This window comes from Mycolicibacterium arcueilense, assembly GCF_058536225.1.
Genome location: NZ_JBZTYL010000007.1, coordinates 929,693 through 955,698, shown reverse-complemented (window position 1 = coordinate 955,698; position 26,006 = coordinate 929,693). Strand labels below are relative to the sequence as shown.

The window sequence follows — 26,006 nt, the reverse complement described above, 5'->3', positions numbered from 1 at the left end:
TATTCACAGTGGGCGCAACACGAATCTTTGCCTCAGGAAACAGTTCTCGGGTTTCCCGGCGCCTGACCGCGGTACCGCTACCCCGCCGGTTCCAGCTCCCATACGCCCCGCCGCAAGACCCCGGTGACCGACAGATCCACATCCAGCACCACGAGATCGGCTGCAGCTCCGGGGATCAGATCACCCGCGGGCAGTCCCAGCGCCCGAGCCGGGTTCAGCGAGGCCTGACGCGCGACGAGCAACAACGCATCGTCTCGGTCCAAACCGCAATGGTCCATGGCGAATCGGACCACCCGATCCATGGTCGCGGTGCTGCCGGCGACCGTGTCCGTCCCCCCGACAAAGGCGACCCCGTCCATCACGTCGACCGGCACGGGCCCCAACTGGTAGCGGCCGTCGGGCATGCCGGTGGCCGCCATCGCATCGGTGATCAACGAAGCGCGATCCGGCCCGACGGTGCACGTGACGTGGCGGTAGATGGCCGGATCGAGATGGACGCCGTCGGTGATGAGTTCGACGGTGACAGCGGGATCCTCGAGCAGCGCGATCACCGGACCCGGCTCTCGCCGGTCGATCGGGCGCATCGCGTTGAACAGATGCGTGCCCACCGTGGCACCGGCCGCAATCGCGGCACGGGTCTGTTCGTAGGTGGCCTCGGTATGGCCGACGGCCACCACCACGCCGGCATCGATGAACCGCCGGATAGCGGCCAGCGCACCGGGACGCTCCGGAGCGATGGTCACCATCCGGATCGTTCCCGCCGCGGCGGCCAGCAACCGGTCGATCTCGCCCGGATCCGGGTCCCGCATGAGCGCAGGTTGATGAGCCCCGCACCGCACGGTCGACAGCCACGGACCTTCGAGGTGTATGCCGTCGATCAGTCCGGCGCGGACATCGGCCGCCAGTGCGCCGACCTCGTGCAGCAGATCGTCAGGGCTCGCGGTGACCAGCGAGGCGATCATGGTGGTGGTCCCGTGGCGACGGTGCAGCGCCACCGCGGCCGACGTGTCGGCTGTCGAGGCGGCCGAGAAGCTGCCCCCGCCGCCACCGTGGGAGTGGGTGTCGACGAAACCCGGCATCACGGTCACCGCACCCAGTGCACGATCGGCGCTGCGGGGCGGCAGACCCGCTCCCACCGCCGTCACCTTCCCGTCCGACAGGTCGATCCAGCCCGGCCGTAACAGTTCTGAGCCCGCAATGAGCGCGTCGGCAGTCAGCAACACTCAGATGCCCTGCCAATCCGGTTTCGAGCGGTAAGTCTCGCGGTAGTAGTCAATGAGCTGAAGCCGCTGCGCCGCAGAATCGTCGAGCAGAACCGTGACGTGCGGATGATGTTGCAGGATCGTGGCCGGCCACATGGCGGTCACCGCGCCCTCGACGAGGTGGTGCACCGCCTCGGCCTTGCCGCGCCCGAGGGCCACCAGGATGACGTGCCGGGCCGCCATGATGGTGGCCAACCCCTGGGTGAGGCAGTGTGTCGGCACCGCATCGAGGTCGTCCCCGAAGAACCGGGCGTTGTCGACACGGGTCTGCCGGGTCAGCGTCTTGATCCGGGTGCGCGAGGCCAGCGAGGACCCGGGCTCGTTGAAGGCGATGTGCCCGTCGGTGCCGATTCCGACGACCTGCAGATCGACGCCGCCGGCCGCGCGGATGGCCTCCTCGTATGCCGCGCACGCCGCCGGGATGTCGTCCGCCAGGCCATCAGGGCCCTGTATCGCCCCGGGGGCGAAGTCGACGCGCGAGACGAACACGGAGTCGATGACATTGCGGTAGCGCTCAGGATGATCGACGGGCAGGCCGACGTATTCGTCGAGGGTGAATCCCCTGGCCTGCCGGAACGAGATCTGGCCCGCGTCGCACCGGGCGGCGAGTTCGTCGTATACCGCCAGCGGCGACGACCCGGTCGCGAGGCCGAGGACCGCGTCCGGTTTACGGTCGAGCAGCGCGCCGAACGCGTCGGCAGCCACCCTGCCGATCTCGTCGGCATCGGCCAAGATGATGACTTCCATCTAGTCGGCCATCTACTTGACCGCCGTAAAAAGCTCTGCGCCCGACGCGATATCGGCTCCGGCCGCGACCGGCCCGGCCACTGTCACGTTGCCGGGCTCGCGCTCGTCCATGACCACAACGGGGACAATGGGATTGAGGCCCTTCGCCTCGACTGCGGGCACGTCGTAGGTGATCACCACCTGGCCGGCGGCAACATCCTCTCCCTGGCTGACGTGGGTGGTGAAGCCCTCGCCGTTCAGAGCGACGGTATCCAGACCGAGGTGCACCAGCACACCGACGCCCTCGGCCGTCATGATGACGTAGGCATGCGGCATCAGTTTCAACAACTTGCCGCTGACCGGGGCGATCGCGTCGATCACGCCGCGCGGCGGGTCCACCGCGGCGCCGTACCCGACCATGCCCGCCGAGAACACGGGATCCGGAACATCGTGGAGTGCTACCGCGCGCCCGGCTACCGGGGCGAGTACTCGCGTCAAGCTCACTGTGGTGCTCCTTCTGTGGTGTCCCAACAATACGAGGGTGGCCGGAAGACGGCCGCGGGTTCACGGGTTCTCGTCTAAGCTTCCGCACAGCTTTACGGCGGTTCGCGCCGGGTGGCCAGGAGGACGGTGGTGCGATGAGCGGTACGACGAAACCCGAAGGTACACAGGAGAAGTCCGGCCTGCGCATACCTGCTTTCGCGCAACTGCAACGGCTCGGCAAGAGCCTCATGCTGCCCATCGCCGTGTTGCCCGCTGCGGGCATCCTGCTACGGCTCGGCCAACCCGATCTGCTGGGCCGGATCGACTCCCCCGTCATCGGTCCGTTCTTCAAGGCGATGAGCGCGGCCGGCGATGCCCTGTTCACCAATCTGCCCCTGCTCTTCGCTGTCGGTGTCGCGATCGGCTTCGCCCGCAGGGCCGACGGCTCGACGGCGCTGGCCGCGGTGGTCGGATACCTGGTGATGTCAGCGGTCTTCAAGACCATGTCCCCCATCGTGCTGGCCGGCGAGGTGGACAAGGCCGGTGACCAGGCTCAGATCAACTACAGCGTGTTCGCCGGGATCGTGGTGGGCCTGGTGACGGCCTGGTTGTTCGACCGGTACCACACCATCCAATTACCGTCCTATCTCGGCTTTTTCGGAGGGCGACGGTTCGTCCCGATCGTGGTGTCTCTGGCGAGTTTGTTCATCGCCTTCCTGATGAGTTACTTCTATCCGATCTTCGATGCCGGCCTGACCGGCCTGGGCCGGTTCATCGGCGGGAGCGGCGCATTGGGCGCGTTCGTCTACGGATTCGCCAACCGCATGCTGATTCCCCTGGGTCTGCACCATATTCCGAACTCATACGTGTGGTTCCTCTACGGCGACTACCAGACTCCGGACGGGACCGTGGTCACCGGCGAACTCACCCGGTTCGCTGCCGGCGACCCGACCGCGGGCATTCTCACCTCCGGGTTCTACCCCGTCCTGATGTTCGGCCTCCCCGCGGCGGCGTTGGCGATGATCCTCGCCGCGAACAAGAAGCAGCGCAAGGTCGCGGTCGGCATCCTGTCGGCGGCCGCCCTCACCGCATTCCTGACCGGGGTGACCGAACCGCTCGAGTTCGCGTTCATGTTCGTGGCGTTCCCGCTCTACGTCATCCACGCGGTCCTGACCGGGCTGTCCCTGGCGATCGCCTACCTGCTCGACATCCACCTGGGCTTCTCGTTCTCGGCCGGGCTGCTCGACCTGCTCCTCTACGGCGGCGCTCCGGCGGCGAAGAACATCTGGCTGCTCATCGCCATGGGCGCGGTGTTCTCGGTCATCTATTTCGTGCTGTTCTACGTCGCGATCACGAAGTGGAACATGCGCACGCCGGGGCGTGAACCCGAGGCGGAGTTCGAGGCCGAGGAACAGGCGAATCTCGGAGAGGTATCTGACTCGGCGACTGCCGGCGATCCAACCACTGCTGTCACCGCCGGCGGTACCGGCACTCTCACCGCACCCGCGCGGGCCGACACTCAGGCCGAGCAGATCATCGCCGCCTTCGGCGGACGGGAGAACCTCGTCAATGTCGATGCCTGCATCACCCGCCTCCGCATGGAGGTCGCCGACAAGAGCAAGGTCGACCAGGACCGACTGAAGGCCCTCGGCGCCGCGGGCGTAATCGAGGTCGGCAACAGCGTTCAGGCAGTCTTCGGCACCAGCTCCGAGACGCTGAAGAACGCGATCGTGGACAGTTTGTAGCCGTCAGTCTGCAGCCCTCCGGCACCTCACACCGACAGCAGCCGTTTGAAGAAATCGCGGTAACGCGTCAGCGCCACGCGGAGATCCTCGGTGGAGGCCTCCTCGCCGCGAGACCACTGGGCCTCGAGCCGGGACCGGGTGTCGGCGAAACTCGCGGTGAGCTCCTCGACGACTTCCGCCACAAGGTTGTCCGCTTTCTGCACACATTCTTTCGGGTCGTCGACGAATGCCGCCTGAACGTCATTCCAACGCAAGTGCAATCCGGACCGATGCTCGTCGGCGAACAGCAGCGTGTTGTCGTCGATCACCGGCTCGGCCGGGGCAGGCCTTGCATCGGGCTCGGGGACCGGCACCTGCGCGTCCCGCGGCGAGGCGGTTGTCGCTTGTTCGTCGTGAGTGGTCATGCTCGCGCCTCCTTCGTCGAATCCGTACCGGCTTGGTTCGTGCCGGTTTCGCCCTCGGCTGGGTCGCCCTGCTCGCTCGGGGCCACGTGTTCGGTAGCCCGGGTATCGCGCCTGGTCCGCGTTTCGGGCCCCGCATGCGATTCCGGTGCATTGCCGACCAACTGCTCGAAGAGCGCGCGATAGTGCACGAGAGCCTCACGTTGCGCCTCGGTACCGATCTCCCCCTGCTCTTGAGCGAGGTGCAGGATGTGGGCGGAGCGGTAGTGCTCGACGACCTTGGGATGGTCGACCGAGATGTCAGCAGCACGCTGCTCGAAATCGTCTATCGGATAACCGCGTTCGCGCATCACCTCGGTCACCAGGCGATCTGCGTCGCCGACTGACTTCGCCGGATCGTCGACGAACCCGGCCTGGGTAACCCCCCACGCTTCGACGTACCGGGTCCGGGATTCGGGTGTCAACTCGTTGATCTTCAGTTTGTTGTGTTTGCGTTCGCGCGCAATCAGTTCCCGCTCCGCTGCGCGTTGACCGCCCGCTTTTTCGACGGCGTGCTCATACTCCGGCCCGAACTGTTCCCTGAGCCGCTCACTGCGCTTCTGACGCATCATCGACGCGCCCACGACCACCGCGAGCAACACGATGACCACGACGACTGCGGCGATGACGATCCAACTCCATGTAGGCATTTCCTGAACCTCCTGCGGCCAGGGATACCCGCCCACGGTCTACAGAAACGTCAATAGTGGGCTGTGCGCGGTAGTCAGCGGCAATAAGACCTGGTTGCGTGATCCAGCGCGCGCCGATACAACGGATCGAAATTTCGCGCTGTGGCCACGCTGTCGACAGCGCTCGCCAGGTCTGCCCGGCAGGCTGGTGAGTGCAAGGCCGGCCACTGGTCGGCGATCTCGTCGACCATCGTGTGGTTGAGCCCGTCGATCGTCGTCCTCGAGGCGGCCAGGTCGGGTGCGGTCACCGGCGCGGTCGCCGGATCCAGTTTCCATTCCGAGAACAGGCCGTACTCTACGGCGACGGTCGCATCGATCTGATCCCGGAACACGTCCCGCACGTAGGCCGGGTCGAGGTGACGGCTGCCGGCCTCGGCGGTCGTGGCCTCGATGACCTGTTGTTCGCGTTTGGGGTCCTCGATCGGTCCACCGGTGCGGAACTTGTTGGCGGCCACCGGATCCGCCGTCTGCAGTCGCTGCGCGGCGGCATCGACGAGCGGCTGCAACGCGCTGGGCTCCTGCGCCCGGACCGGCGGCGCGGTGGACATGACTGCAAGTATCAGCGCTCCGGCCGCAGCGATTCGAAACATCAGAGCTTCGCGAAGCAGGCGTCGTCAGAACCGTCATTGGGGATGGACGCGTTCTGGCTGGAGAACTTGCCGACCACGCCGGTGTCGGTCACCGAGACGCTGTCGGCGTGGATCCCCAGCGGGTAGGCGTCGTTGAGCTTCGTCATCAGGGCGTCGAGCGCCGTCTGCACGGTTTCCTTCTCGAACGGACCACTGACGTCGATGATCTGCAGGTCGAGGTTTCCGTCGTTCACCACCGGCTTGGCCGTCACCTTGGTATCCCCCACGGCCTCCATGGTGATGGTGCCCGCGGCCGGGTCCGTGCTCACGTCGGTCACCAAAGAGCCGACGCCCGGCAGGTTCTCGGCCACCGTGTCCTTGATCCCGGCCGCCGTCCAGGTCAAGGTGGCGCTCAACGATCCGATGGTGCCCTTGGAGTCCGCGGTGCCCTGCAACCTGATGTCGGACAGAGCCACGTCCGCGGTCATCCCCTTGGCAGCCTGCACCTGTTTGCCCCCGGTCTCCACCGAGATGTTGGTGTAGTGCCCGGTGATGTGCTGCCACAGGAACGGCGGGTTCACCCCGAAGGAAACCGAGGCGTTGTCCTCCACCACACATTCGGCGACGGCGACGAGCAGGGAGCTTGCCTTGTGGCGGGCGAACAGTTCGCCGCCGGTCAGCCCGATCACCACAAGCGATACCGCGATGACGACGGCGAGGATGATCGCCTGCGGGCTGCGCCACTGCGACGAGCGTTTCGCCGGTTGCGGCTTCTCCGGTGCAGCTGGCGGCTTGGTCGGCGGTGGTCCCCCCGGACGGCCCGCGGCCGGTGGACGGGGCTTGGTGATCTTCTCGGTCGCGACCTCGGCGGGCTGCGGGCGCGCCCGGATCTTCTCGGTCGCAGCTTCGGGCGGTTGAGGACGGGCCCGGATCTGCTCCGTCGGCGCCTCGGGCCGGCCGGGACGGGGCAGCCGCCGGGTGGCCGGGTCGGGCGGCGGCACAGGGCCCCGGCCTCGCCGGCCGGGTTCGCCGGGGCGTTGCGGCGGTGTCGGCATCACCGCAATTCTGCCTCATCACCCACTGCGTCAGACGTGTGGCACGCCTGTGGGTTCGCTCCTCATTCCTGGCTCACTGCCATCCCGGGCGCCACCTCGTCGGGCTGTTGTTGCAGGTCAGCAGGATTTGCAGTGGCCGCTGCCGCGATCGACAGACCCGCGGTCACCAGGCAGGCCACTGTGTACCAGAGGCTCCCGGTGGGGTCGCCGGCGGCGGTGAGGCCGTCGACGGCGCCGAAGTAGGCCGGCAGCGCGGTCAGCCAGAGGACGGTCATGATGGCCAGGTACACCGCCGCATAGCGCAGGATGAGCGGATTGGAGTAACGCACGGTCGCAGGGTCGCGGTCCTTGCGCAGGCTCGACCATTGACCGAACAGCACCGGGATCGCCACCAGGACGAGCACCACGAGTTCGGCGGCGTAGATGAACCCACCGACCGTGGTGCTCCCCGAGATCGACGTGCCCACGGTGGCCGGCAGGGGCAGCACCGCGGTTCCGATCGAAGCCAGGACGCCGACGACGATGGTGCGGCCCAGGATCTGCAGCCCGGTGAAGGTCTTGCCGTCCTGGACGTGCCGGCCGACGAACAGCTGCACACAGAACGCCAGCGACATCGGCCACAGCGCGGCGAACACCACGACGCTGGGCAGCGGTACCGAATCGAAGAACGGCTGGTTCATCGGATGGTCCAGCGTCCACTCCCACCACCGGAGCTGCGGCCCGATGTGGTCGAAGATCTCGTAGAACGCGTGGTGGACGAACCCGACGCAGATCGCACCGATGAGCACGCCGCGGCGGCGGAAGACTCCGAGGATCCGGACGATCTCGTAGGCCACCGTCGCCATCATCGGATAGATCGCGACGATGTAGAGCGGCAGCCGGCCCCACAGGAAGTCGACGGTGAACACGTTGTGCGCGAACATCGTGTCGACGTGCTCGGCGATCCCGAATGCGCCGGGGAAATACAGCGGCGGCTCGATGATCAGCAGGTACGCGATGGCGCCGAACCACAGCACCAGGTTGGTCGGATCGTTGTGCCGACGCAGCCGCACGATCGCGTACACCAGGGCCAGCACCGCCCCGACGATCACGGTGAGCTCGAGCACCGGCAGGGTCCAGTTCTCTAGCCCGAACGGGTTGCGGAACTCGACCAGACCGCCTGCGGTGTCACAGGAAAAGCCCAGGCGCTGCGCCAAACCCGAGAATGTCGGAGTACACAGATCAGACATCGGCGGTGCTCGCTTTCTGCGCCGTGGCATCACCTGCGGTGTACCACTGGGTGACCTCGTAGCCGTCCTCGTAGCGCTGGAACCACTCGTCGGCCAGTGCCGGCAGTTTCTCGTGGGCCGGATTGTGGCCCGGGACCTGGCTGCGCACGACACCGGTCAGGGCGGTCAGCATCTCGCGCACCGGCAGATGCGCGAACGCGTTCTCCACCGGTCCGTCATACGGGGTCTTGGTGAACGGAAGCTTTTGCAGCAGAGCTTTTCTCCGTGCCTGCATACCGAACATCGACACCGCGTCGATCTGGCGCTCTTCCAGCGGAACGTGCTTGTTGAAGCCTTCGGTGGCGATCTTGAGCACCGCCCAGACGTGTTTGAAGATAGATGGCGCGACCCGCATCCGGTACCACGGATCGTCGGCCACTGCGTCATAGATGATCAACGCCGAGCTGCGGTGCTCGACCTCTTCGACGAAGTGCCACAGGAACAATGACGCCACCCGGTCGTCCCCCGGAGCGAACAGCGTGTCGTCATGGTCGAGCATCAGCTTGAAGACCGGGGTGAACGTCGCCTCCAGGTCGGCGGTGTAGGCCAACCGGTACTTCAGTGGTGTCTCGGCGGTGAGGTCGTCGTACGCCTTGACCACCTCGTCGAGGGTCTCCTTGAGACCCGGGTAGGTCTTGATCAGGCCCTTGGCGTGCTGGCGGTGGGCCATCGCGTGCTGGCCCTCCTGCCGCACGAAGGCCTGGGCCTCCTCGGCCACCTCCGGGTCGGTGATGAACGGCATGGCCTCGGTGATCATGTGGCCGATCATCTTCTCGAAGGCAATGGCCAGGAACGACACCGCGTTGGCCATCGACGAAAACGCCGGGTTGGCCTCGTTCCACAGGAAGGGGACGCGGTGGTCCGCGAACGCGAACCTCATCTTCCGCACGATCAGATCCGTCATCGGTGCCACCTCAGCTCATCCAAAGCAATCATACAAACAACGCGCTCTTTGTATGATTACTACACGCGGCCGCGGCCCGTCAACGGCGGGGGGCGATATCCTGCAGGAATGTTGCTGGCCAGGAATCCGGACCGTGGCGCGTAGACGCGGGTGGGACGGGCGACCGCCCGGCAGCGACGAAGAGGCTTCGGAACGCATCGTGGCCGCCGCCGTGCAACTGATCGCCGAGACGGGGACCGGGATCAGCATCGCCGACGTCGCGGCATCGCTCGGCGTCATCCGCCAGACCGTGTACCGCTACTTCCCCACCGCTGAAGCACTGATGCACGCGGCCGCGATCGCCGCGGTGGAAGGCTTTCTGGACCGGCTCGCCGAAAGCGTGCGAGGGATCACCGATCCCGCCGAGGCGATGACCGAGGGCGTCATGTTCACCCTGGAGGAAGTCACCCGGATACCGCACCTGCGGATCATGCTGTCCGGACCGCAGGCCGCCGCGAGTTCGGTCAACGTCGCCTCCGGCGAAGGTCAGGCCTTCGGCATGCGGATGATCACCCGGTTCGACGTCGACTGGGAGAAGTACGGATACGACGAATCCGCGCTGCGCGAGCTGGTGGAATTCACCCTGCGCACGATGCTGTCGTTCTTCATCGCCCCCAATGAACCCGGCCGCAGCCGAGAAGAGCTGCGGCGCTTCCTCAGACGCTGGCTCGGCGGGGCAATTCTGGCTCAGCCGGCCGATGGCGCACAATGACATCGCCGAACACCGCGGGGATCAGCCGGTTGAAGATATCGGCGCGCTCCCACTGCAGGAAGTGACCGGCACCCGGAACCACCAGCGGCCCAATACGATTGAGAAACGCCCGCTCGGTGCGGGGTACAAAATCCTCTCCGACCACGTGATCCTCGGGACCGTACAGCACCAGGGTGGGCACCTCGACCGCAGCCATCAGCGGGATCTCGGCCATGGCGCGGCCGTAGGCGAGTTGATACGACGCCCACCCCGCCCGTAGCCGCGCCTCGTCGGCAAACGGCTCGGTCATGAAATCCACGTCGGACTGGGTGAACGCGTAGGCCGAGCCCCACAGCCGGTTGGTGTACATCGCCGCCACCCACTGTCTGCGCGCATCCGGAGTGGGCAGCATCGCTGCCAGTTCGTCAGGGAAGGCACCCTGCATCCAGCGGTAGTCCCCGGTGGGATCGGCTGCGCCGCCGACGAACCCCGGATGTTGCGTACCGATTCCCGAGTAGTCGACCCCCATGGGCGGCACGGTGTTGAAAACACAGAAGCGCGTGACGAATCCTGGATACCGGTGGATCAGGTCGGTGCTGACGACAGCACCGACATCGCTGGCCGCGATCAGGCAGGACTCGTGACCCAGATGTTCGTGGACCAACGCATACAGGTCGCGGGAGTACGTGACGATGTCGTGCTGATCGTCGGGCGGGATCGCACTGTCGCCCACGCCGCGCAGGTCCGGGACGATGACCTCGAAGCCGGCCGCGGCCAGTGCCTCGATGTTGCGCCACCAGATCCGCTTGGTTTCGGGGTATCCGTGTACCAGCAGGAGGGGCACACCGCCGATGCCCTCGCGGACGTACGCCAGCGAAACCGCTTCGGCGACAGCGGCAGTGTGGATCGTGAACGCATCAGCGGCCGGCGCCGGAGGCTGGGCCGGACGCTGACGCGGGTCGTAACGGAAATCCGCCATGGCGAAAGACCCTACTGATCAGCGGGTCCCACGCACCAGACGACCCGGGCGGGCCCCGGTGTCCACTCCGTGCCGGCGGGTTACCGTGCCGCTGACGATCGTCGCCTCGTAACCGCTTGCCCCCTGCACCAACCGTTTTCCGCCGGCCGGCAGGTCATAGGCCATTCTCGGCGCATGCAAGGTCAGGCCATCCAGGTCGATCACGTTGACGTCGGCCTTCTTGCCCACACTGATCACGCCGCGGTCGGACATGCCGTAGAGCTGCGCGGTGTCGTGCGACTGCTTGCGGATCACGTACTCCAGCGGCAGCTTCTCGCCACGATGACGGTCACGAGCCCAGTGCGTCAGCAGGAACGTCGGGTAGGACGCATCACAGATCATGCTGCAGTGCGCGCCGCCGTCGGACAGACCCAGCACGCCGGCCGGATGCGTGAGCATCCCGCGGATCGCATCGTGATTGCCGTCGGAGTAGTTGAACATGGGGTACATCAACATGGCACCGGCATCGGCCTCGAGCATCAGGTCGTACATCGCGGCCAGCGGGTCCATGCCGCGCTGCTTGGCGATCGCCGCGACGGTGCGCTCGTCGGTCGGCTCATAGTCCGGCGGTTCACCGATGTGGTACAGGCGATTTGCCGCATTCTGCGCCAGCATGAACATGCCGTCGAACAGCTTGTTGGGATCGATCGGCAGGTCTTCTTCGGCCAGGATCGCCGCGCGCACCTTCGGGTCCGCGAGCCGCTCGGCGAGTTCCTCGCGCGTGCATTCGGCCTGCAGTCGCCGGTAGGTCGGGCGGTGGGTGAAGGCATGGTGACCGGGGAAGCCGAGCAGCATGCCGAACGGTCGCGCCGCCACCTGCGGGAACAGCCGGCTTCCCGCTTTGTGCGCCGCCGCCGACAGGTCGAGCTGCTCGCGCCACAGGTTGGGGTCGGCGTCGACCTGGATCAGGGCGAAGCTCAGCGCGCAGTCGATCTCCTCGCCGAGCCGACGCATCCAGTCCAGTTCCTTCTTGGGCGCGACGATGTCCTCGCCGGCGGCACCTTGGGGAGCTAGTTCGAAGACCGCGGCGCCACCGGCCGCGGTGGCCCGGCCCAGCGCGAACAACTCGTCCTCGGCGGCGAAGGTGCCGGGCACCGGCTCGCCGTCCATGGCAGTGTGCGCGATGGTGCGCGACGATGAAAACCCAAGCGCGCCGGCTTCGATGGCCTCCTGTACCAGTTTGGCCATGGCCTTGATGTCATCGGGTGTGGCCGCTTCGTTGCGGGCGCCGCGCTCCCCCATCGCGTAGGCCCGTATGGCACCGTGAGCGATCTGGGTGCCCATGTCGACGGCCAGTTCGCGCTTTCCGATCACGTCGAGGTATTCGCCGAAGGTTTCCCAACCCCAGGTGATGCCCTCGGTGAGCGCGGTGCCGGGGATGTCCTCGACACCCTCCATCAGGGAGATCAGCCATTCCTCCTGCCCGGGACGCACCGGCGCGAAGCCGACACCGCAGTTGCCGGCCACCACGGTCGTGACGCCATGATTGCTGGACGGTTCGAGCACGGCGTCCCAGGAGACCTGGCCGTCATAGTGGGTGTGAATGTCGACGAAGCCGGGGGCGACGATCTTGCCTGTGGCGTCGATGGTTTCGGCGGCATCGCCGACCAGTGCCGGGTCGTCGGCGCCGCGCCGGTGCACCTCGACGATCTTTCCGTCCTTGATAGCAACGTCGGCGGTGAACCGGTCCGCACCGGTCCCGTCGACGACAGTACCGCCCGTGATTTTGAGATCGAACACGTTTTTGCTCCCTTGAGGCGTGGAGGCCGCTACGGTCGCAATGTAACACCGTTACATTGCGACGTCCCGAGATTCTCCTTCTCAGTGGGAGGTGCCCCATGATCCACAGCTCAACTGACACGCCCCGGCGGGCTGATGCGATCGGCGAACCGCCGGCGCGCCCCACCCGGGTCCCGGCCGAACGCTATACGTCGCCCGCGTTCGCGCGCCTCGAAGTGGAACGGATGTGGCCGCGGGTGTGGCAGCAGGCCTGCACGGTCGATCACGTGGCCGACCCCGGCGACTACTTCGAATACCGTTGCGGCCCCTACTCGGTGCTGATCGTCCGGGGGGACGACGGGGAGCTGCGCGCCTTCCAGAACGCCTGCCGGCACCGCGGCAACACCCTGTGTACCGGTGCCGGCTCCTCGCTGCGGGAACTGAAATGTGGGTATCACGGCTGGACGTGGGATCTGGCCGGGGCGCTCAAACGGATCCCGAACCGCAAAGGATTCGGGTCGGTGCACATGTCCGAGTTCCCACTGGCGCCGGTGCAGGTCGACACCTGGGAACGGTTGGTCTTCGTCAACCTCGACCCTGCGGCGATGCCGCTGGCCGACTACCTGGAAGCGGTCCCCGGAGACATCGCCTGGTGCGGGCTCGGCGACTTCCGTTGCTACGCAACGATGACCATCGATGTCGAGGCCAACTGGAAGACCATCGCCGACGGCTACAGCGAGACGTACCACGTCCAGACCCTGCATCCCGAGCTGCACCGGTGCATGGACGACGTCTACGCACCCCAGACGATCTGGGGCCACACGGGCAAGTCCGAATCGTTGTACGGAGTGCCGAGTCCACGGCTGTCCGGCGCACTGAGTGACGAAGAGGTGTGGGACGCCTACGTGTACACCCAAGGTGCCCTGATGGGCGTCGCCGAGGGCACCCCGTTCCCGTCGGACCGGCAGTCCCCCGGGCAGTCGGTGGCCGACGTGATCGCCTCGCAGATCAGGGAATTCGCCGCCGGACGGGGCGTCGACATCAGCTGGGCCAGTACTGATCAGGTGATGTGCCTGCACCAGTACAACATCTTCCCCAACCTGACCCTGCTGGCCAGCGCCGACCATCTGACGGTGATGACGTCGTTACCCGGATCGGACCCCGACCGCGGGCAACTGGTGATGACGCTGATGGCCCGCATGCCGGCCCAGGCTCCGCGGGTGAACCCGACGGACGTCCGGATGGGTGCGGAGGAGGCGCACCCCGGCGTGGTGATGAGCCAGGACATCGCCGTGCTCACCGGCCTGCAGCGCGGATTGCACCAACCGGGCTTCACCGACCTGGTCCTGTCCGCTGAAGAGCGCAGAATCATCAACATGCACCGCAACCTTGAGCGCTACCTCGACCTACCCCGCTCCGAGCGCATCGCCGAGGCGGAAGCCGGCGAATGAGTCCGAAGCCGAAGCCGATCGACGCCGACGTCATCCTCGATGCGGCGGCCGATCTCATCGAAAAAGATGGGGTGGAAGCGTTCTCGATGCGGGGGCTCGCCGAGCGCATCGGCGCGGCCGTCACGTCCATCTACTGGCACGTCGGGGGCCGTGACGCCCTGTTCGACAGCCTGGTCGACCGTCTGCTGACCGAGATGGCCGGCCTGCCCATGCACGGTGACCGCCCCGTGAATCGAATTGCCGCACTTGCCCGCAACCAGCGCAGCCTGCTGATCCGGCACCAGCATCTACTGGCGATCGCCCACGAGCGGGACCGCACCCCGACGTTGTTCCTGCCCGTACAACAGAGGCTCGCCGCCGAACTGGCTGAGATGGATGTGACCGGAACACGGGCCGCACTGGTGCTGCGGGCCGTGCAGGTGCACGTGATCTCCTCTGCGGTGATGCAGTTCTCGGCGGTGCGCGGCCCCCGGCATCAGGAGGAGGATCCGTCCCTGTGGACCGCCGACTGGCCGGATCAGGCGCTCGTCGCCGCCCTGCAGTCCCCCACCGACTACGACGCGGTGTTCGAGTACGGCCTCGACGCCCTGCTGGCGCCGCTGCGGCCGGTCAATGGCCGGGTCAGGGCAACACGGTCTTCATCAGCATGACGTTGTAGGCGGACCACAGCGACAGGTTGTAGTACAGCTCCTTGCCCGTCGACCACGGATGCAGATACGGCGCGTAGATGCCGCCAGGGATCTGTGACGACGGCGCGATCAACTGCTCGGGCCCCCACGGGCCCTGCGGCGCCGGCGCGGTCCGCATCACCACGTCGTTCATCCCGTTGCCGTACAGCACCAGGTACTGCTTGAGATACGTGTTGTACTGGGCCGACATCTCGCTCACGGGACCCGGGATCACCGGCGTCGCCGCGGCCGGATTGCCCGGTACCCAGGCGTTGTTGTCCGCGTTCCAGTACTCGTACTTGGTGAGATCCGGGATGAGTCCCGGAGCCACCCGCGCGATGTAGGCCGACCCGCCGCGCCCGTTCGGCGTGCCGAACGTGTAGATGTACGGATCACCGGGGCCCGGTTTGAGGAACGCACCCATCTGGAAGTTCTCGTTACCTCCGCCGGGCGGCCGGATCGTCCCGGGGTACACGCCCCAGTTCTCACCGTTGTCCGGCGACATCGCGATCGCCGAGAAGTTGGTCGACCACGCACCGGGACTGTCCCAGTTCCGGATCGACATGAAGTTCAGATATTGATTGCGCCCGACCGAGATTCCCGCCGTCGGGATGATACCTGTCTCCTCGGGCGCCCGGCCGATGCTGTTGATGATCTGCTTGGAGATGCCCTGGCGCCACACCGGAGAACCGGAGTACTTGTTGGCCACCACACCATCGGGCACCGCGACGGTCTTCGACAGCGATCCGTCCTGACTGCGGAACAACGCGTTGTACCGCCACTGCTTTCCGGGAATCCCGCAGTAGCCGTTGGTGTCGCCGAAGGCCATCAGCACCTGACGGTTCACCGGATCCCCGTTGTCCCACATGATTCCGAGGTCAGTTCCGGTGATGGCGAAGCGTTTGATCGTCTGGTTGGGACTGTCGGGACCGGTCACCCAACCCACGATCGACGTGCCAGGAGGCGCACCCGGGGCCGGTTGGGCCGCCGGCGCCGGAGCCGGCTGAGGCGCCGCCGGAACCGGAGCAGGCTGAGCCGCATTCGGGACCGGCTGAGCACCACCAGGATTGGGCGCAGGCACGACGGCCGCTTTCTGCCTGACCTGTCCGGAGTTCGGCATCAGCGCCTTCAGCAGGGCCAGTGGCAACTGCCCGAGTTTGGGCAGGGGGGCCCGGTCGTTGGCCCCGGCGGGCATATGCCCGATCGGGCGGTTGAGCGGCGCGAGCCGGGACGGCTTCGGAATCTGGAAGGCCTGATTCGGGAGGGGTTGCGCGGCCGCAGCGGCGCCTTCGCAGGGTTCGGCCGATGCCGCCGGCGCCACCCCGACGGCGACGACAAGCCCGATTGCGGCCGCCGCTGCCATCGTCGAAGCACCTCGAGGACGTCGCGACATGTCACACCTTCCCAATGCAGGGACGTCGACATGACGTCACAGTTGGCTGATGTGACGTTAGTGATCAATGGTGTCGATGTGACCAGTGATGCACCGATAGGTATCGTCCCGTGACCGTGTCGCAACCGACGCGGCGTGTTGCCTTCGACCGGGAAATTCGATGTCAACCGCGTGGGACAGCTCAGCTCGCCCACGAACGCTCCCCACGAACGAGCGTTCCGCACTACGGTGGGAAGTGGTGGAACTATCGAAACGAGCGAGAGGGATCACCATGGCAGGAACATTCGATCCGAAAAAGGGCGGCAAGTTCGAGCCGACCACGAAGGCCAAGCCGCCGCCACCTCCGCGGCCCGGCGGCAACAAGAAGTAATCTCCGCGAAACTGCCCACGTGCGAGCGTTTCAGCTCATACGTGGGCAGTTTCGTTTGCAGATCAGCTACAGACTTGCACCAACCGGAAAGGTCCGGTGGCACATACCGACGGCGGTCCGTATCCGCCATAACCCCAACCAGCCCCGTAGGAGGGAGGCGGGGGCGGCGGACCCCATGGGCCCGGGCCGTAACCCCAGCCGGGATGTTCGGCCCAACCAACTCCGGAGCCGACCACCGGCGACGGAGCAGCGTTAGCCACACCCGAGCCGATACCGAGGGCGGCCAATCCGAGCGCTCCGGCCGCTGCGGCGCTGATCGCGATGGACTTCAACATTTCGCAACACCTCTTGGCTTGCAGAACCCACGACTGTGGATCGCCCCGTCGGTCCAGAGTCGGCGGAAGTGTTCGATTTCGACTTCCACCAATTATGTTAGATCTACTTATTAAGTCTGGGCTGTGTAGACGCTTTGTGTGTTTCGGTCCTGCTGCAGAGACGCCAGACGTCGCTTCGACGCAGCCGACTGGATGACCTGAGGCCACCAGAACCACCGGCCCAACAGAGCCGCGATCGCGGGGGTCATGAACGACCGCACGATCAGCGTGTCGAACAGCAGGCCGAGCGCGATCGTGGTGCCCACCTGCGCCATCACCTTGAGATCACTGAACGCGAATGACGCCATGGTGAAGGCGAACACCAGACCCGCCGAGGTCACCACCGAACCGGTGCCCGCCATCGCCCGGATGATGCCGGTCTTCAGGCCACCGGAGAGCTCTTCCTTGAAGCGGGACACCAGCAGCAGGTTGTAGTCGGACCCGACCGCCAGCAGCAGGATGACCGACATGGCCAACACCATCCAGTGCAATTCCAGGCCGAGGAGGTGCTGCCAAACGAGAACGGACAGGCCGAATGAGGCGCCGAGCGACAGCAGCACCGTGCCGACGATCACCGCTGCCGCCACCGCACTACGGGTGATCAGCAGCATGATGATGAAAATCAGTGACACCGCGGCGATTCCGGCGATCATCAGATCGTAGAACGACCCGTCCTTCATGTCTTTGTAGGTGGCCGCGGTACCCGCCAGATAGATCTTGGAACCTTCGAGCGGCGTGCCCTTGAGCGCTTCCTTGGCGGCCAGCTTGATCGGCTCCACATGGTTCACGCCCTCCGGCGTCGCGGGGTCGCCCTCGTGACTGATGATGAACCGCACCGACTTTCCGTCGGGTGAGATGAAGTTCTTCATGCCGCGCTTGAAGTCCTTGTTGTCGAAGGCTTCCGGCGGAAGATAGAACGTGTCGTCGTTGCGCGCCTCGTCGAAGGCCTTCCCCATCTCCGTCGAATTCTCTTGCATGGCAGCCATCTGATCCTGCTGACCGGCCTGGGTGGCCCGCTGCGTCAGCATCATGGTCTTCATGGACTTCATCGACTCGATCTGCTCTGGCATCAACGCGGCCAACTGCGGCATCAACGTGTCGAGGTGCTCCATGTCAGGCAGGAGTTCCTGAATGTCGTCGGTCAGAGGGTCGATCCCGTCGAGGGTGTCGAACATCGACCGGACCGACCAGCACAGCGGAACGCTGGCGCAGTGGGGTTCCCAGTAGAGGTAGTTGCGCAGTGGACGCAGCCAATCGTCGAAATCGCCCAGATGGTCCCGCAATTCGACGACGTCGAGAGTCATCGTCTTCATCTTGGTGACCATCGAATGGGTGATGTCGGCCATCTGCAGGGTCAGCTGCGACATCCGTTCCATCGTGTCGATGGTCTTCTGCATCTCGTCGGCCTGAACGAGCATGTCAGCCATCCGGTCCTGGTTGTACTTCCGGTTCATCGTGTTCGTCGTGCCCTGCCGGCTGAGCAGGAACGGGATCGACGTGTGCTCGATGGGCCGGCCGTTGGGCCGGGTGATGGCCTGCACGCGGGAGACTCCGGGGACCCGGACGATCCCCTTGGCGATCTTGTCGATGACGAGGAAGTCTGCGGGGTTTCGCAGGTCGCGGTCGGTCTCGATCATCAGCAGTTCCGGATTCATCCGTGCTGCGCTGAAATGCCGTTCGGCAGCCTGATATCCGACATTGGCGGCCAGATCTGATGGCAGATACTTGCGGGCGTCGTAATTGGTCTTGTAACCCGGCAGCGTGAGCAGGCCGATGAGGGCCAGGCCCAGCGTCGCGGCCAGAATCGGGCCGGGCCACCGGACCACCGCGATGCCGACCCGGCGCCAGCCGCGCGACCGGATACTGCGTTTGGGCTCGAAACGCCCGAACCGGCTGCCGATCACGATGACTGCCGGGCCCATCGTCAGCGCGGCGATGACCGCGACGAATGTGCCCACCGCGCATGGCACTCCCATGGTCTGGAAGTACGGCAGGCGGGTGAAGCTCAGACACAGCATCGCGCCGGCGATCGTCATGCCGGACCCGAGCACCACGTGGGAGGTACCGCGGAACATCGTGTAGTACGCGGTTTCCCGGTCTTCACCGGCACCGCGCGCCTCTTGATAGCGACCGATCGCGAAGATCGCATAGTCGGTTCCCGCGGCGATGACCATCAGCGTCAGGAGATTGACCGCGAAGGTGGACAAACCGATGATGTCGGTGTGCGCCAGGAAGGCCACGATGCCGCGCGCCGCACCGAGCTCCATGAACACCATCAGCAGCACCAGGATCATGGTGGCGATCGAGCGGTAGACGATCAGCAACATCACCGCGATCACGACGAGCGTGATGGCGGTGACCCGCGCGACGCTCTTGTCGCCCGCGTGGTGCTGATCGGAAACCAGCGGCGCTCCGCCGGTCACGTACACCTTGATCCCGGCCGGCGGCGACGACTGGTTGACGATGTCGCGGACCGCGGCCACCGAATCGTTGGCCAACGTTTCGCCCTGGTTGCCCCGAAGGTAGACCTGGACGTAGGCCGACTTGCCGTCGTTGCTCTGTGCGCCCGAGGCCGTCAGCGGGTCGCCCCAGAAATCGGCCACGTGCTGCACGTGGGCGGTGTCGGCCTCGAGCTTGTCGACGATGCCGTCGTAGTAGTGGTGTGCGTCATCGCCCAGGGGCTGCTCGCCTTCCAGCACCACCATGGCGTTGCTGTCGGAGTCGAACTCCTGGAAGTCGCTGCCGATCTTGCGCATGGCGATCATCGCCGGAGCGTCTTTGGCGCTCAGCCCGACGGTGTGCTCCTCGCCGACCTTCTCCAGCGGCGGCACGAGAGCATTCGTCAGGACGGTCAGTGCCACCCAGCCGAGCAGGATCGGCACGGCCAGCACGCGGATGAAGCGAGCGATGCCCGACCTGTTCTGTGCGCCGCTGTGGCTACTCATCGCGTGCCCTTGGTGTACACACAACCCGCCCCTTCGATCAGGCCACTGTCGCCCAATGGGACAGGTCGCAAGCGATACACATTCGCAGTCGCGCGTAATATACCTAGCCTGTCAAAGTGTCAGTGTCAATAATCACTTCGCCGGTCCACTGACAGCTATTTCACAGCTGGAGCGCATCCGTTCCCACGGCCAGGTCATCAACGCCCACACGATCAGCACGATCACGACCTCGACCAGCAGATACACCGGCCACGGACCCAACACATCCAGCAGTGACGCGGTGGGCGGCTTCGCGTTCAGGTAGCCGTAATTGGCTCCGGTGATCGCGTTGAAAATGAAGGTCACGGCCCCCCACGTGAGCGTCGCGATGACCGCGAAGCGGTAGTCACGCCACCGCGGTCGCATCCCACGGCCCCAGGTGAGATAGATGGCCGCCCAGACAACGAGCACGTGGAGGGTGAAGAACGTGATGAACAGGTGGTGGGGGAAGTCCGGAGCTCCGTCTTTTGCCGTGCCGATGTCCGGCGTGATCAAAGCCTGCGAACTCAGCACGAGGCCCCAGTAATAGGTGAGGACGAAGGCCCAATGCCGTTGCGACCACAGGGCATACGCCGCTGCGAGCTCGGCGAGGTCGCACAACTGGAGCGGCACCGAGGTGTCGATGGTGGGGTCGACCAGCTTGTAGGCCAACGCCACGAGAAATACCGCGATGAGCGCAACCGCCAGGACACGGCTCAGGATCCGGGCCTGCGACTGTGTCTGCCGCCGGCCGATCACCACCAGCACCGCCGCGCCGGCCGCGAACACCGCCAGCACCACCAGGTGTGACGGGCCGTATGCCGAGAACTCGCGTTGTGCAGCCAACAATTCGATCAACTCCCCCGTTTCAGCGCAGGGAACGATTACCCATGATCGCAGGTGGGGACGCGTCTCCGCGCTGAAAAACGAAGAAGGGCCGCATCTCTGCGGCCCCTGCCCCGTGGACTACCTAGACCCACCCGGTACCGGAGGACGGTGCGGAAGGACCGGGTGTCGACGTGCCCGACCCGGGTGGCTGCGTTCCGTACCCAGGTGCGTCCGGGCTGTACCCCGGCGCCGGGCCGTACCCCGGTTGCTGACCGTGCATCGACGTGTCCGGGCTGGAGCCCGGCAGTGGGCCATACACCGGCGTCGGACCGGACCCTGGCAATACGCCGAACTCAGGCAGCTGACCGTAATCCGGCAGCGCCGGGCCGTACCCGGGTACCGATTGGCCAGACCCGGCGAGCAGCTTCGACGCGATGAATGACGCCGCCTGGGTGGTGTACACGGGGACGTAGCCCTCGGTGTGCCCACTCCACTCGTTGCCCTGACCCTCGTGACAGATCGGATCCATGGGGTTGCACAGGTCGATCGCCTTGGACCCGTACAGCGCGCTCTGGGTTGCTATCGATTGCTTGGTACGAGTGCCGACGTCGCCGAAGGTGGTGATCGCCACGACGTTGTCGGCGTATTCACGCGGGAGCGAATCGCCCCACGTGATGTTGCCCAGCGGGTTGCCGGCCACGATGTTGATCACGCTCGCGCCCTGCGAGTATCCGCCCAGCACGATCTTGGTGTCAGGGCAGGAGGACAGCGTGGACTTGATGTGGGAAATCGCGTCTTTGGCGCCGTCGCCGCCGTGCAGCTGCAGCTTGCTGGCCTTGTAGTTGACCCCGTAACTGTCGATCTTCATGCCGGCGGTCTGCTTGCGCAGCGCATCGACGAGGGCATCGCCGACCCGGCCCATACCGGCCGGCTCATCGGTGCCACGCGCGAAGACGACCTCCGCATCGGCACAGTCGGCGGCCGCCGCTATCGGCGGCGCGGTGAAAGCGGCGAGCGGAGCTCCCGCGGTGAGAAGTGCAGCAGCGCCAAGCCCGACCCAGCGACCACCTGACCGCGCACTGCCCTGCTGAGGGCGACGTTTGCGGTGAGAAAACATGCCTCAATCTAACCCGTAACCAGCACGAGTGGACCCATGCGTGGGGATGGCCAGCCCAAGCGCCGTGGTCAAAGGGTGATGACAGAAAAGAAAACAGGCCAGGGATTAGATCCCTGACCTGCATCTTCTCGGTGGAGCTGCCGGGAATTGAACCCGGGTCCTACGGCATGTCCTCGAGGCTTCTCCGTGCGCAGTTCGCTGTGCCTCTACTCGGATCTCTCAGTCACGCGAACAAGCCGAGATGACGATCCCAGTCGCTGTTTGATGTCCCCACGGATTCCGCGACCGAACCCGTGGGTGGGTCCCTCTAGCTGATGCCAGGGTCCGGGCCGAGGGCGCTCCCGGTCTGACAGACACGCAGTCGCTTAGGCAGCGAGTGCGTAGTCGCGCTGATTGGAATCGGCGCTTAATTGGTTGCAACGACGCTTACGGTGGTCTCTTGCCTGCACCGGCACGCTTCCCTTGATTCGATGCGCGAAGTCGAAACCGATCAGCCCCTCGCATCCCTGCCGAATCTCGGCAGGACAGTCAATAGTACGCCAGACCCAACGGCGAACGCCAAGTGATTATTCCGGGGCCTTTTCGTGTCGGCCGCGGTGCTCAGGCCATGCCCTTGGCGCGGCGGCCCAACTCGCGGGTGATCTCACGGTCGGCGTCACGCTTGGCCAGATCGTGGCGTTTGTCGTGGGCCTGTTTACCGCGGGCCAGCGCCAGCTCCACCTTGACCTTGCCGTCGGAGAAGTACATCGACAGCGGTACCAGCGTCAGGTTGCCGTCGCGGATCTTGCCGATCAGGTTGTCGATCTCCTTGCGGTGCAACAGCAGTTTGCGGTTGCGCCGCGGCGCGTGATTGGTCCAGGTGCCGTGGTGATACTCCGCGATGTGCACGTTGCGCAGCCAGATCTCGCCGTCGTCGACCGTGGCGAACGCGTCGGCCAGTGAGGCCTGTCCTTCACGCAGACTCTTGACCTCGGTACCCATGAGCGCGATGCCCGCCTCATAGGTATCGAGGATCATGTAGTTGTGCCGCGCCTTGCGATTGCTGGCCACAATCTGCTTATTGCCGGCGGGGCTGGACTTCTTGGTCGCCACTAGTTCACGACTACCTTCGTATGTAGAGCCGCAGCGTCACGTACGCGGTAATCCCGGACATCGCCAGGCCGAGGAACAGCATCCATGGTGCGCTGAAGTAGAGCACGTCAGCGTAGTCGACCCTGGCAATCAAATTCGACTGATAAAACTGGTCGAGCGCCTTCTCCAGGAACACCGCTCGCACCACTATCAGGCCGACGATCGCGATCACCACACCGATCAGGGCCGCGATCATCGCCTCCACGAGGAACGGCAACTGGGTGTACCAGCGGGTCGCACCGACCAGGCGCATGATGCCGATCTCGGTCCGCCGCGTATACGCGGCCACCTGGACCATATTGGCGATCAGCAGCACGGCACCGACCGCCTGCACCAGCGCCACCGCGAACGCGACGCTACTGAGCCCGTCGAGCACGGCGAACAACCGGTCGATCAGGTCCTTCTGGTTGAGCACGTTGAGCACACCGGGCTGACCCTGCATCGCCTTGTCGAACGCCTCGTGCTGCTCCGGGTCGTTGAGCTTGACGATGAACGACGCCGGGAACGCGTCCTTGCCCGCGACGTCCTTGTACTGCGGGAACTTCTTGATCGCGTCGTCGTAGGCCTGCTCGCGGTTGAGGAAGCTCAGCGAGCGCACGTCGTCGCGGTCGTCGATCATGCGGTACAGCGCCTTGCACGCTTCTTCGTCGCAGTTCGGGTCGTTGGCCGAGATGTCGTCGGTCAGGAACACCTGGCTCTCGACGCGGTCCAGGTAGATGTCGCGGGACTGGTCGGCCAGCCGCACCACCAGCAGGCCGCCACCGAACAGGCCGATGGAGATGGCCGTGGTCAGGATCATCGCCACCGTCATCGTGACGTTGCGACGAAGTCCGGTCAGAACTTCATTGACAAGAAAGCCGAAGCGCACTTAGCGATCCATTCCGTAGACGCCGCGCTGCTCATCACGGATCAGCCGGCCGAGTTCGAGTTCGACGACCCGCTGGCGCATGGAGTCGACGATGTGATGGTCGTGGGTGGCCATCAGCACCGTGGTGCCGGTCCGGTTGATCCGTTCCAGCAGGTCCATGATGTCCTTGCTGGTCTCCGGATCCAAGTTTCCGGTGGGCTCGTCGGCGATCAGGACCAGTGGACGGTTGACGAAGGCGCGCGCGATGGCGACGCGCTGCTGCTCGCCGCCGGACAGTTCGCTCGGCAACCGATTGGCCTTACCGGACAGGCCGACCATCTCCAGCACGTCCGGGACCACCCGGTTGATCACCTCGCCACGCTTGCCGATCACCTCGAGCGCGAACGCCACGTTCTCGAACACCGTCTTCTGCTGCAACAGGCGGAAGTCCTGGAACACGCAGCCGATGACCTGACGCAGGCTCGGCACGTGCCGGCCGGCGAGCTTGTTGACGTGAAACTTGGACACCCGGATATCACCGGAGGTGGGCGTCTCGGCTGCCAGCAGCAGCCGCATGAACGTCGACTTGCCCGAACCCGACGGGCCGATCAGGAAGACGAACTCACCCTTGTCGATTTTCAACGAGACGTCATCGAGCGCTGGGCGCGCCGAAGACTTGTAGTGCTTAGTCACGCGGTCGAGGGTGATCATCACGGCACGCCAGTGTAGCGGGGCGGAAGTATCCGGCAGGTCAGGCTATCGCGGCAATGTCGGGGCCGCCGGTTCCTGGCCGGGTAGCGGCTGCTCGGTAGGCGGGGCGGGTGCAGGCGCAGGCCCCAACGGCAACGTGATGGGCGGGATCAGTCCCGGGCCGTCCGGATCGAACACCGTCGTCCGCGGCGCCCCGGGCAACGGCGTGGTGGTGGGACTGGTCGACTCTCCGGGCACCGGCTCGGTCGGCGTCGTGGTCTCCGTCGGCGTCGTCGTCTCCGGTGTGGTGGTCTCGGTCGTCTCCGGCGTCTCCGTCGGCGTCGTCGAGCGAGGGGTCTGCAGCTTGGTGCGTGGCACCCAGGTGTAGTCGGGGTCGGGCACGAACCCGGGCGGGACCACCTGGGTGTCGGGCGATTGCGGCGCGGTCTGCTTGGGCCGGTACTCCTGCTGCACCCACGACAGCGCGATGAACGCCACGATCAGCACCACCGTCGAGGTGCGAACGCGGCCCAGCCTGCTACGCCAGAGCTTTTCGGCGGCGTCAGTCACCTTGCTGAAGTCGGGTTTCACTTCTTCGACTCCTGAGCCGATGCCGGGGGCGCCGCGACCGTCTCGGCGACCGCGGCCGGATGGATGACGTCCCCGGCCGCTGCGACCGATGCGTCTGACGAGGCCACGCCGGCCCGGCGCAGTGCGCGCACCACCCGTATTCGCAGCCGTCTGCCCACGTCGAACTGTTTGCCCGGCAGCGTGCGTGCGACCATTCGCAGGTTCACGGTGTCGACTCCGAGGCTCTCGATGCCCATCAACTGCGGCTTGTCGAGCAGAAGCTTGGACAGCTCGCCGTCTTCGGCCGCCTTCTCGGCGACGTCGTTGAGTACATCGTTGACCAGGTTGAGGTCGACCGTGGCCGGTATGGGGATGTCGACGACGGCGCGCGCCCAGTCCTTGGACAGGTTGAGCGCCTTGACGATCTGCCCGTTGGGCACGGTGTACATCTCGCCTTCGGAGGACCGCAACTTGGTGACCCGCAGCGTGACGTCCTCGACCGTGCCCTCGGCCTCATTGGCGGCGGCGATGGTCAGCCGTACCAGATCACCGAACCCGTACTGCTTCTCGGTGATGATGAAGAAGCCGGCGAGCAGGTCCTGCACGATGCGCTGCGCGCCGAAACCGAGGGCGGCACCGAGCACCGCGGCCGGGGCCACCAGCGAGGCGATCGGTACCGCGAGCGCATCGGTGACCTCAACGAGCACGATGATGAACAGGACGGCCACCGACACCCAGGAGATCACCGAGGCGACCGCTTGCCGATGCTTGGCGCTCTCCGAGCGCACCAGCTGGTCGCTCTCCTGATATTCGGCGTCGATCCTGCGCACCACCCGTTGGGCGGCCCAGTTGATGAACCGCGCGGCGAGCAGGCCCCCGATCAGCAACAGGGCGATGTGCAGGCCGGTGGTCAGGATCCACACGCCGATCTCTCCGACCCAGAAATCGTGCCAGCGGTCGGCGAGAGGAAGGGCAAGCACCGTATTAGTCATCGTC

At 65.6% G+C, this 26,006-nt stretch carries 24 protein-coding genes, 1 other RNA gene and 1 pseudogene; 4 read left to right on the top strand and 22 right to left on the bottom strand.

Going from position 1 to position 26,006, the window contains the following annotated elements; translation table 11 throughout:
- Nucleotides 1–77: 77 nt before the first annotated feature.
- From nagA to AC4LGL_RS08820, 3 genes are read right to left on the bottom strand one after another with little or no spacing between them, the layout of a single operon-like run.
- On the bottom strand, nucleotides 78–1,223 hold the full coding sequence (nagA, locus tag AC4LGL_RS08830; RefSeq protein WP_491838376.1) for an N-acetylglucosamine-6-phosphate deacetylase: 1,146 nt from the start codon (nucleotides 1,221–1,223) through the stop codon (nucleotides 78–80).
- A complete protein-coding gene (gene nagB / locus AC4LGL_RS08825; protein WP_491838375.1) occupies nucleotides 1,224–2,009 on the bottom strand; it encodes a glucosamine-6-phosphate deaminase in 786 nt (261 codons plus the stop codon).
- 12 nt (nucleotides 2,010–2,021) lie between these two features.
- Nucleotides 2,022–2,492 carry a PTS sugar transporter subunit IIA gene (locus AC4LGL_RS08820; RefSeq protein ID WP_491838374.1) on the bottom strand — a complete coding sequence of 157 codons (471 nt, stop codon included), beginning with the start codon at nucleotides 2,490–2,492 and terminating at the stop codon, nucleotides 2,022–2,024.
- 134 nt (nucleotides 2,493–2,626) lie between these two features.
- Here AC4LGL_RS08820 and AC4LGL_RS08815 point away from each other — a divergent pair, with 134 nt between their 5' ends.
- On the top strand, nucleotides 2,627–4,216 hold the full coding sequence (locus AC4LGL_RS08815) for a PTS transporter subunit EIIC (RefSeq protein ID WP_491838373.1): 1,590 nt from the start codon (nucleotides 2,627–2,629) through the stop codon (nucleotides 4,214–4,216).
- A 26-nt stretch (nucleotides 4,217–4,242) separates the two neighbouring features.
- On the opposite strand, the gene AC4LGL_RS08810 is transcribed toward AC4LGL_RS08815, so the two are convergent.
- The 6 genes and pseudogenes from AC4LGL_RS08810 to AC4LGL_RS08785 form a co-directional block, all read right to left on the bottom strand.
- Nucleotides 4,243–4,620, bottom strand: a complete 378-nt coding sequence (locus AC4LGL_RS08810) for a hypothetical protein (protein ID WP_491838372.1) — start codon at nucleotides 4,618–4,620, stop codon at nucleotides 4,243–4,245.
- A 116-nt stretch (nucleotides 4,621–4,736) separates the two neighbouring features.
- Nucleotides 4,737–5,306, bottom strand: a pseudogene (locus AC4LGL_RS08805) (hypothetical protein); the annotation flags it as partial.
- A 74-nt stretch (nucleotides 5,307–5,380) separates the two neighbouring features.
- Nucleotides 5,381–5,935 carry a chorismate mutase gene (locus AC4LGL_RS08800; RefSeq protein WP_491838371.1) on the bottom strand — a complete coding sequence of 185 codons (555 nt, stop codon included), beginning with the start codon at nucleotides 5,933–5,935 and terminating at the stop codon, nucleotides 5,381–5,383.
- Nucleotides 5,935–6,969 carry an LmeA family phospholipid-binding protein gene (locus AC4LGL_RS08795; RefSeq protein ID WP_491838370.1) on the bottom strand — a complete coding sequence of 345 codons (1,035 nt, stop codon included), beginning with the start codon at nucleotides 6,967–6,969 and terminating at the stop codon, nucleotides 5,935–5,937. The genes AC4LGL_RS08800 and AC4LGL_RS08795 overlap by 1 nt, the downstream gene beginning before the upstream one ends.
- Nucleotides 6,970–7,031: 62 nt before the next feature.
- On the bottom strand, nucleotides 7,032–8,198 hold the full coding sequence (locus AC4LGL_RS08790) for a hypothetical protein (RefSeq protein ID WP_491838369.1): 1,167 nt from the start codon (nucleotides 8,196–8,198) through the stop codon (nucleotides 7,032–7,034).
- Nucleotides 8,191–9,141, bottom strand: coding sequence for a metal-dependent hydrolase (locus AC4LGL_RS08785; RefSeq protein WP_491838368.1), 951 nt, complete (start codon nucleotides 9,139–9,141; stop codon nucleotides 8,191–8,193). Before AC4LGL_RS08785 ends, AC4LGL_RS08790 begins: the two co-directional genes overlap by 8 nt.
- Nucleotides 9,142–9,274: 133 nt before the next feature.
- Between AC4LGL_RS08785 and AC4LGL_RS08780 the strand changes: the two genes are divergently transcribed.
- Nucleotides 9,275–9,892 (top strand): TetR/AcrR family transcriptional regulator, encoded by a 618-nt coding sequence (locus tag AC4LGL_RS08780; protein WP_491838367.1) that lies wholly within the window; start codon nucleotides 9,275–9,277, stop codon nucleotides 9,890–9,892.
- Here AC4LGL_RS08780 and AC4LGL_RS08775 read toward each other — a convergent pair.
- Complete coding sequence (locus AC4LGL_RS08775) at nucleotides 9,837–10,850, bottom strand: alpha/beta fold hydrolase (RefSeq protein WP_491838366.1); 1,014 nt, start codon at nucleotides 10,848–10,850, stop codon at nucleotides 9,837–9,839. The two genes, AC4LGL_RS08780 and AC4LGL_RS08775, sit on opposite strands and share 56 nt — an antisense overlap.
- An 18-nt stretch (nucleotides 10,851–10,868) precedes the next feature.
- Nucleotides 10,869–12,629 carry an N-acyl-D-amino-acid deacylase family protein gene (locus tag AC4LGL_RS08770; protein WP_491838365.1) on the bottom strand — a complete coding sequence of 587 codons (1,761 nt, stop codon included), beginning with the start codon at nucleotides 12,627–12,629 and terminating at the stop codon, nucleotides 10,869–10,871.
- Nucleotides 12,630–12,727: 98 nt separating this feature from the next.
- Here AC4LGL_RS08770 and AC4LGL_RS08765 point away from each other — a divergent pair, with 98 nt between their 5' ends.
- Nucleotides 12,728–14,059, top strand: a complete 1,332-nt coding sequence (locus tag AC4LGL_RS08765) for an aromatic ring-hydroxylating oxygenase subunit alpha (RefSeq protein WP_491838364.1) — start codon at nucleotides 12,728–12,730, stop codon at nucleotides 14,057–14,059.
- Entirely contained in the window at nucleotides 14,056–14,709 is a 654-nt protein-coding gene (locus AC4LGL_RS08760) for a TetR/AcrR family transcriptional regulator (RefSeq protein ID WP_491838363.1), read from the top strand. Before AC4LGL_RS08765 ends, AC4LGL_RS08760 begins: the two co-directional genes overlap by 4 nt.
- On the opposite strand, the gene AC4LGL_RS08755 is transcribed toward AC4LGL_RS08760, so the two are convergent.
- From AC4LGL_RS08755 to AC4LGL_RS08705, 11 genes are all read right to left on the bottom strand, one after another.
- Nucleotides 14,681–16,090, bottom strand: a complete 1,410-nt coding sequence (locus AC4LGL_RS08755; RefSeq protein WP_491838362.1) for a glycoside hydrolase family 183 protein — start codon at nucleotides 16,088–16,090, stop codon at nucleotides 14,681–14,683. The two genes, AC4LGL_RS08760 and AC4LGL_RS08755, sit on opposite strands and share 29 nt — an antisense overlap.
- A 462-nt stretch (nucleotides 16,091–16,552) precedes the next feature.
- Nucleotides 16,553–16,825 (bottom strand): hypothetical protein, encoded by a 273-nt coding sequence (locus AC4LGL_RS08750; RefSeq protein ID WP_491838361.1) that lies wholly within the window; start codon nucleotides 16,823–16,825, stop codon nucleotides 16,553–16,555.
- Between the two features lie 110 nt (nucleotides 16,826–16,935).
- Nucleotides 16,936–19,809, bottom strand: a complete 2,874-nt coding sequence (locus tag AC4LGL_RS08745) for an MMPL/RND family transporter (RefSeq protein WP_491838360.1) — start codon at nucleotides 19,807–19,809, stop codon at nucleotides 16,936–16,938.
- 132 nt (nucleotides 19,810–19,941) lie between these two features.
- Nucleotides 19,942–20,676 carry a YwaF family protein gene (locus tag AC4LGL_RS08740; RefSeq protein WP_491839307.1) on the bottom strand — a complete coding sequence of 245 codons (735 nt, stop codon included), beginning with the start codon at nucleotides 20,674–20,676 and terminating at the stop codon, nucleotides 19,942–19,944.
- Between the two features lie 121 nt (nucleotides 20,677–20,797).
- A complete protein-coding gene (locus tag AC4LGL_RS08735; protein WP_491838359.1) occupies nucleotides 20,798–21,772 on the bottom strand; it encodes a cutinase family protein in 975 nt (324 codons plus the stop codon).
- A gap of 129 nt (nucleotides 21,773–21,901) precedes the next feature.
- Nucleotides 21,902–22,270: a transfer-messenger RNA gene (gene ssrA / locus AC4LGL_RS08730) on the bottom strand.
- A 102-nt stretch (nucleotides 22,271–22,372) separates the two neighbouring features.
- The gene (gene smpB, locus AC4LGL_RS08725) at nucleotides 22,373–22,864 is read right to left on the bottom strand and encodes an SsrA-binding protein SmpB (protein WP_448442783.1); all 492 of its coding nucleotides are present in this window, start codon (nucleotides 22,862–22,864) and stop codon (nucleotides 22,373–22,375) included.
- Between the two features lie 10 nt (nucleotides 22,865–22,874).
- Nucleotides 22,875–23,771, bottom strand: a complete 897-nt coding sequence (gene ftsX / locus AC4LGL_RS08720; RefSeq protein ID WP_064878993.1) for a permease-like cell division protein FtsX — start codon at nucleotides 23,769–23,771, stop codon at nucleotides 22,875–22,877.
- A complete protein-coding gene (gene ftsE, locus AC4LGL_RS08715) occupies nucleotides 23,772–24,461 on the bottom strand; it encodes a cell division ATP-binding protein FtsE (RefSeq protein WP_055112280.1) in 690 nt (229 codons plus the stop codon).
- Nucleotides 24,462–24,506: 45 nt separating this feature from the next.
- Nucleotides 24,507–25,031 carry an Rv3103c family proline-rich protein gene (locus AC4LGL_RS08710; protein ID WP_418020087.1) on the bottom strand — a complete coding sequence of 175 codons (525 nt, stop codon included), beginning with the start codon at nucleotides 25,029–25,031 and terminating at the stop codon, nucleotides 24,507–24,509.
- Nucleotides 25,028–26,002 (bottom strand): mechanosensitive ion channel family protein, encoded by a 975-nt coding sequence (locus tag AC4LGL_RS08705; RefSeq protein ID WP_491838358.1) that lies wholly within the window; start codon nucleotides 26,000–26,002, stop codon nucleotides 25,028–25,030. Before AC4LGL_RS08705 ends, AC4LGL_RS08710 begins: the two co-directional genes overlap by 4 nt.
- Between the last annotated feature and the right edge of the window lie 4 nt (nucleotides 26,003–26,006).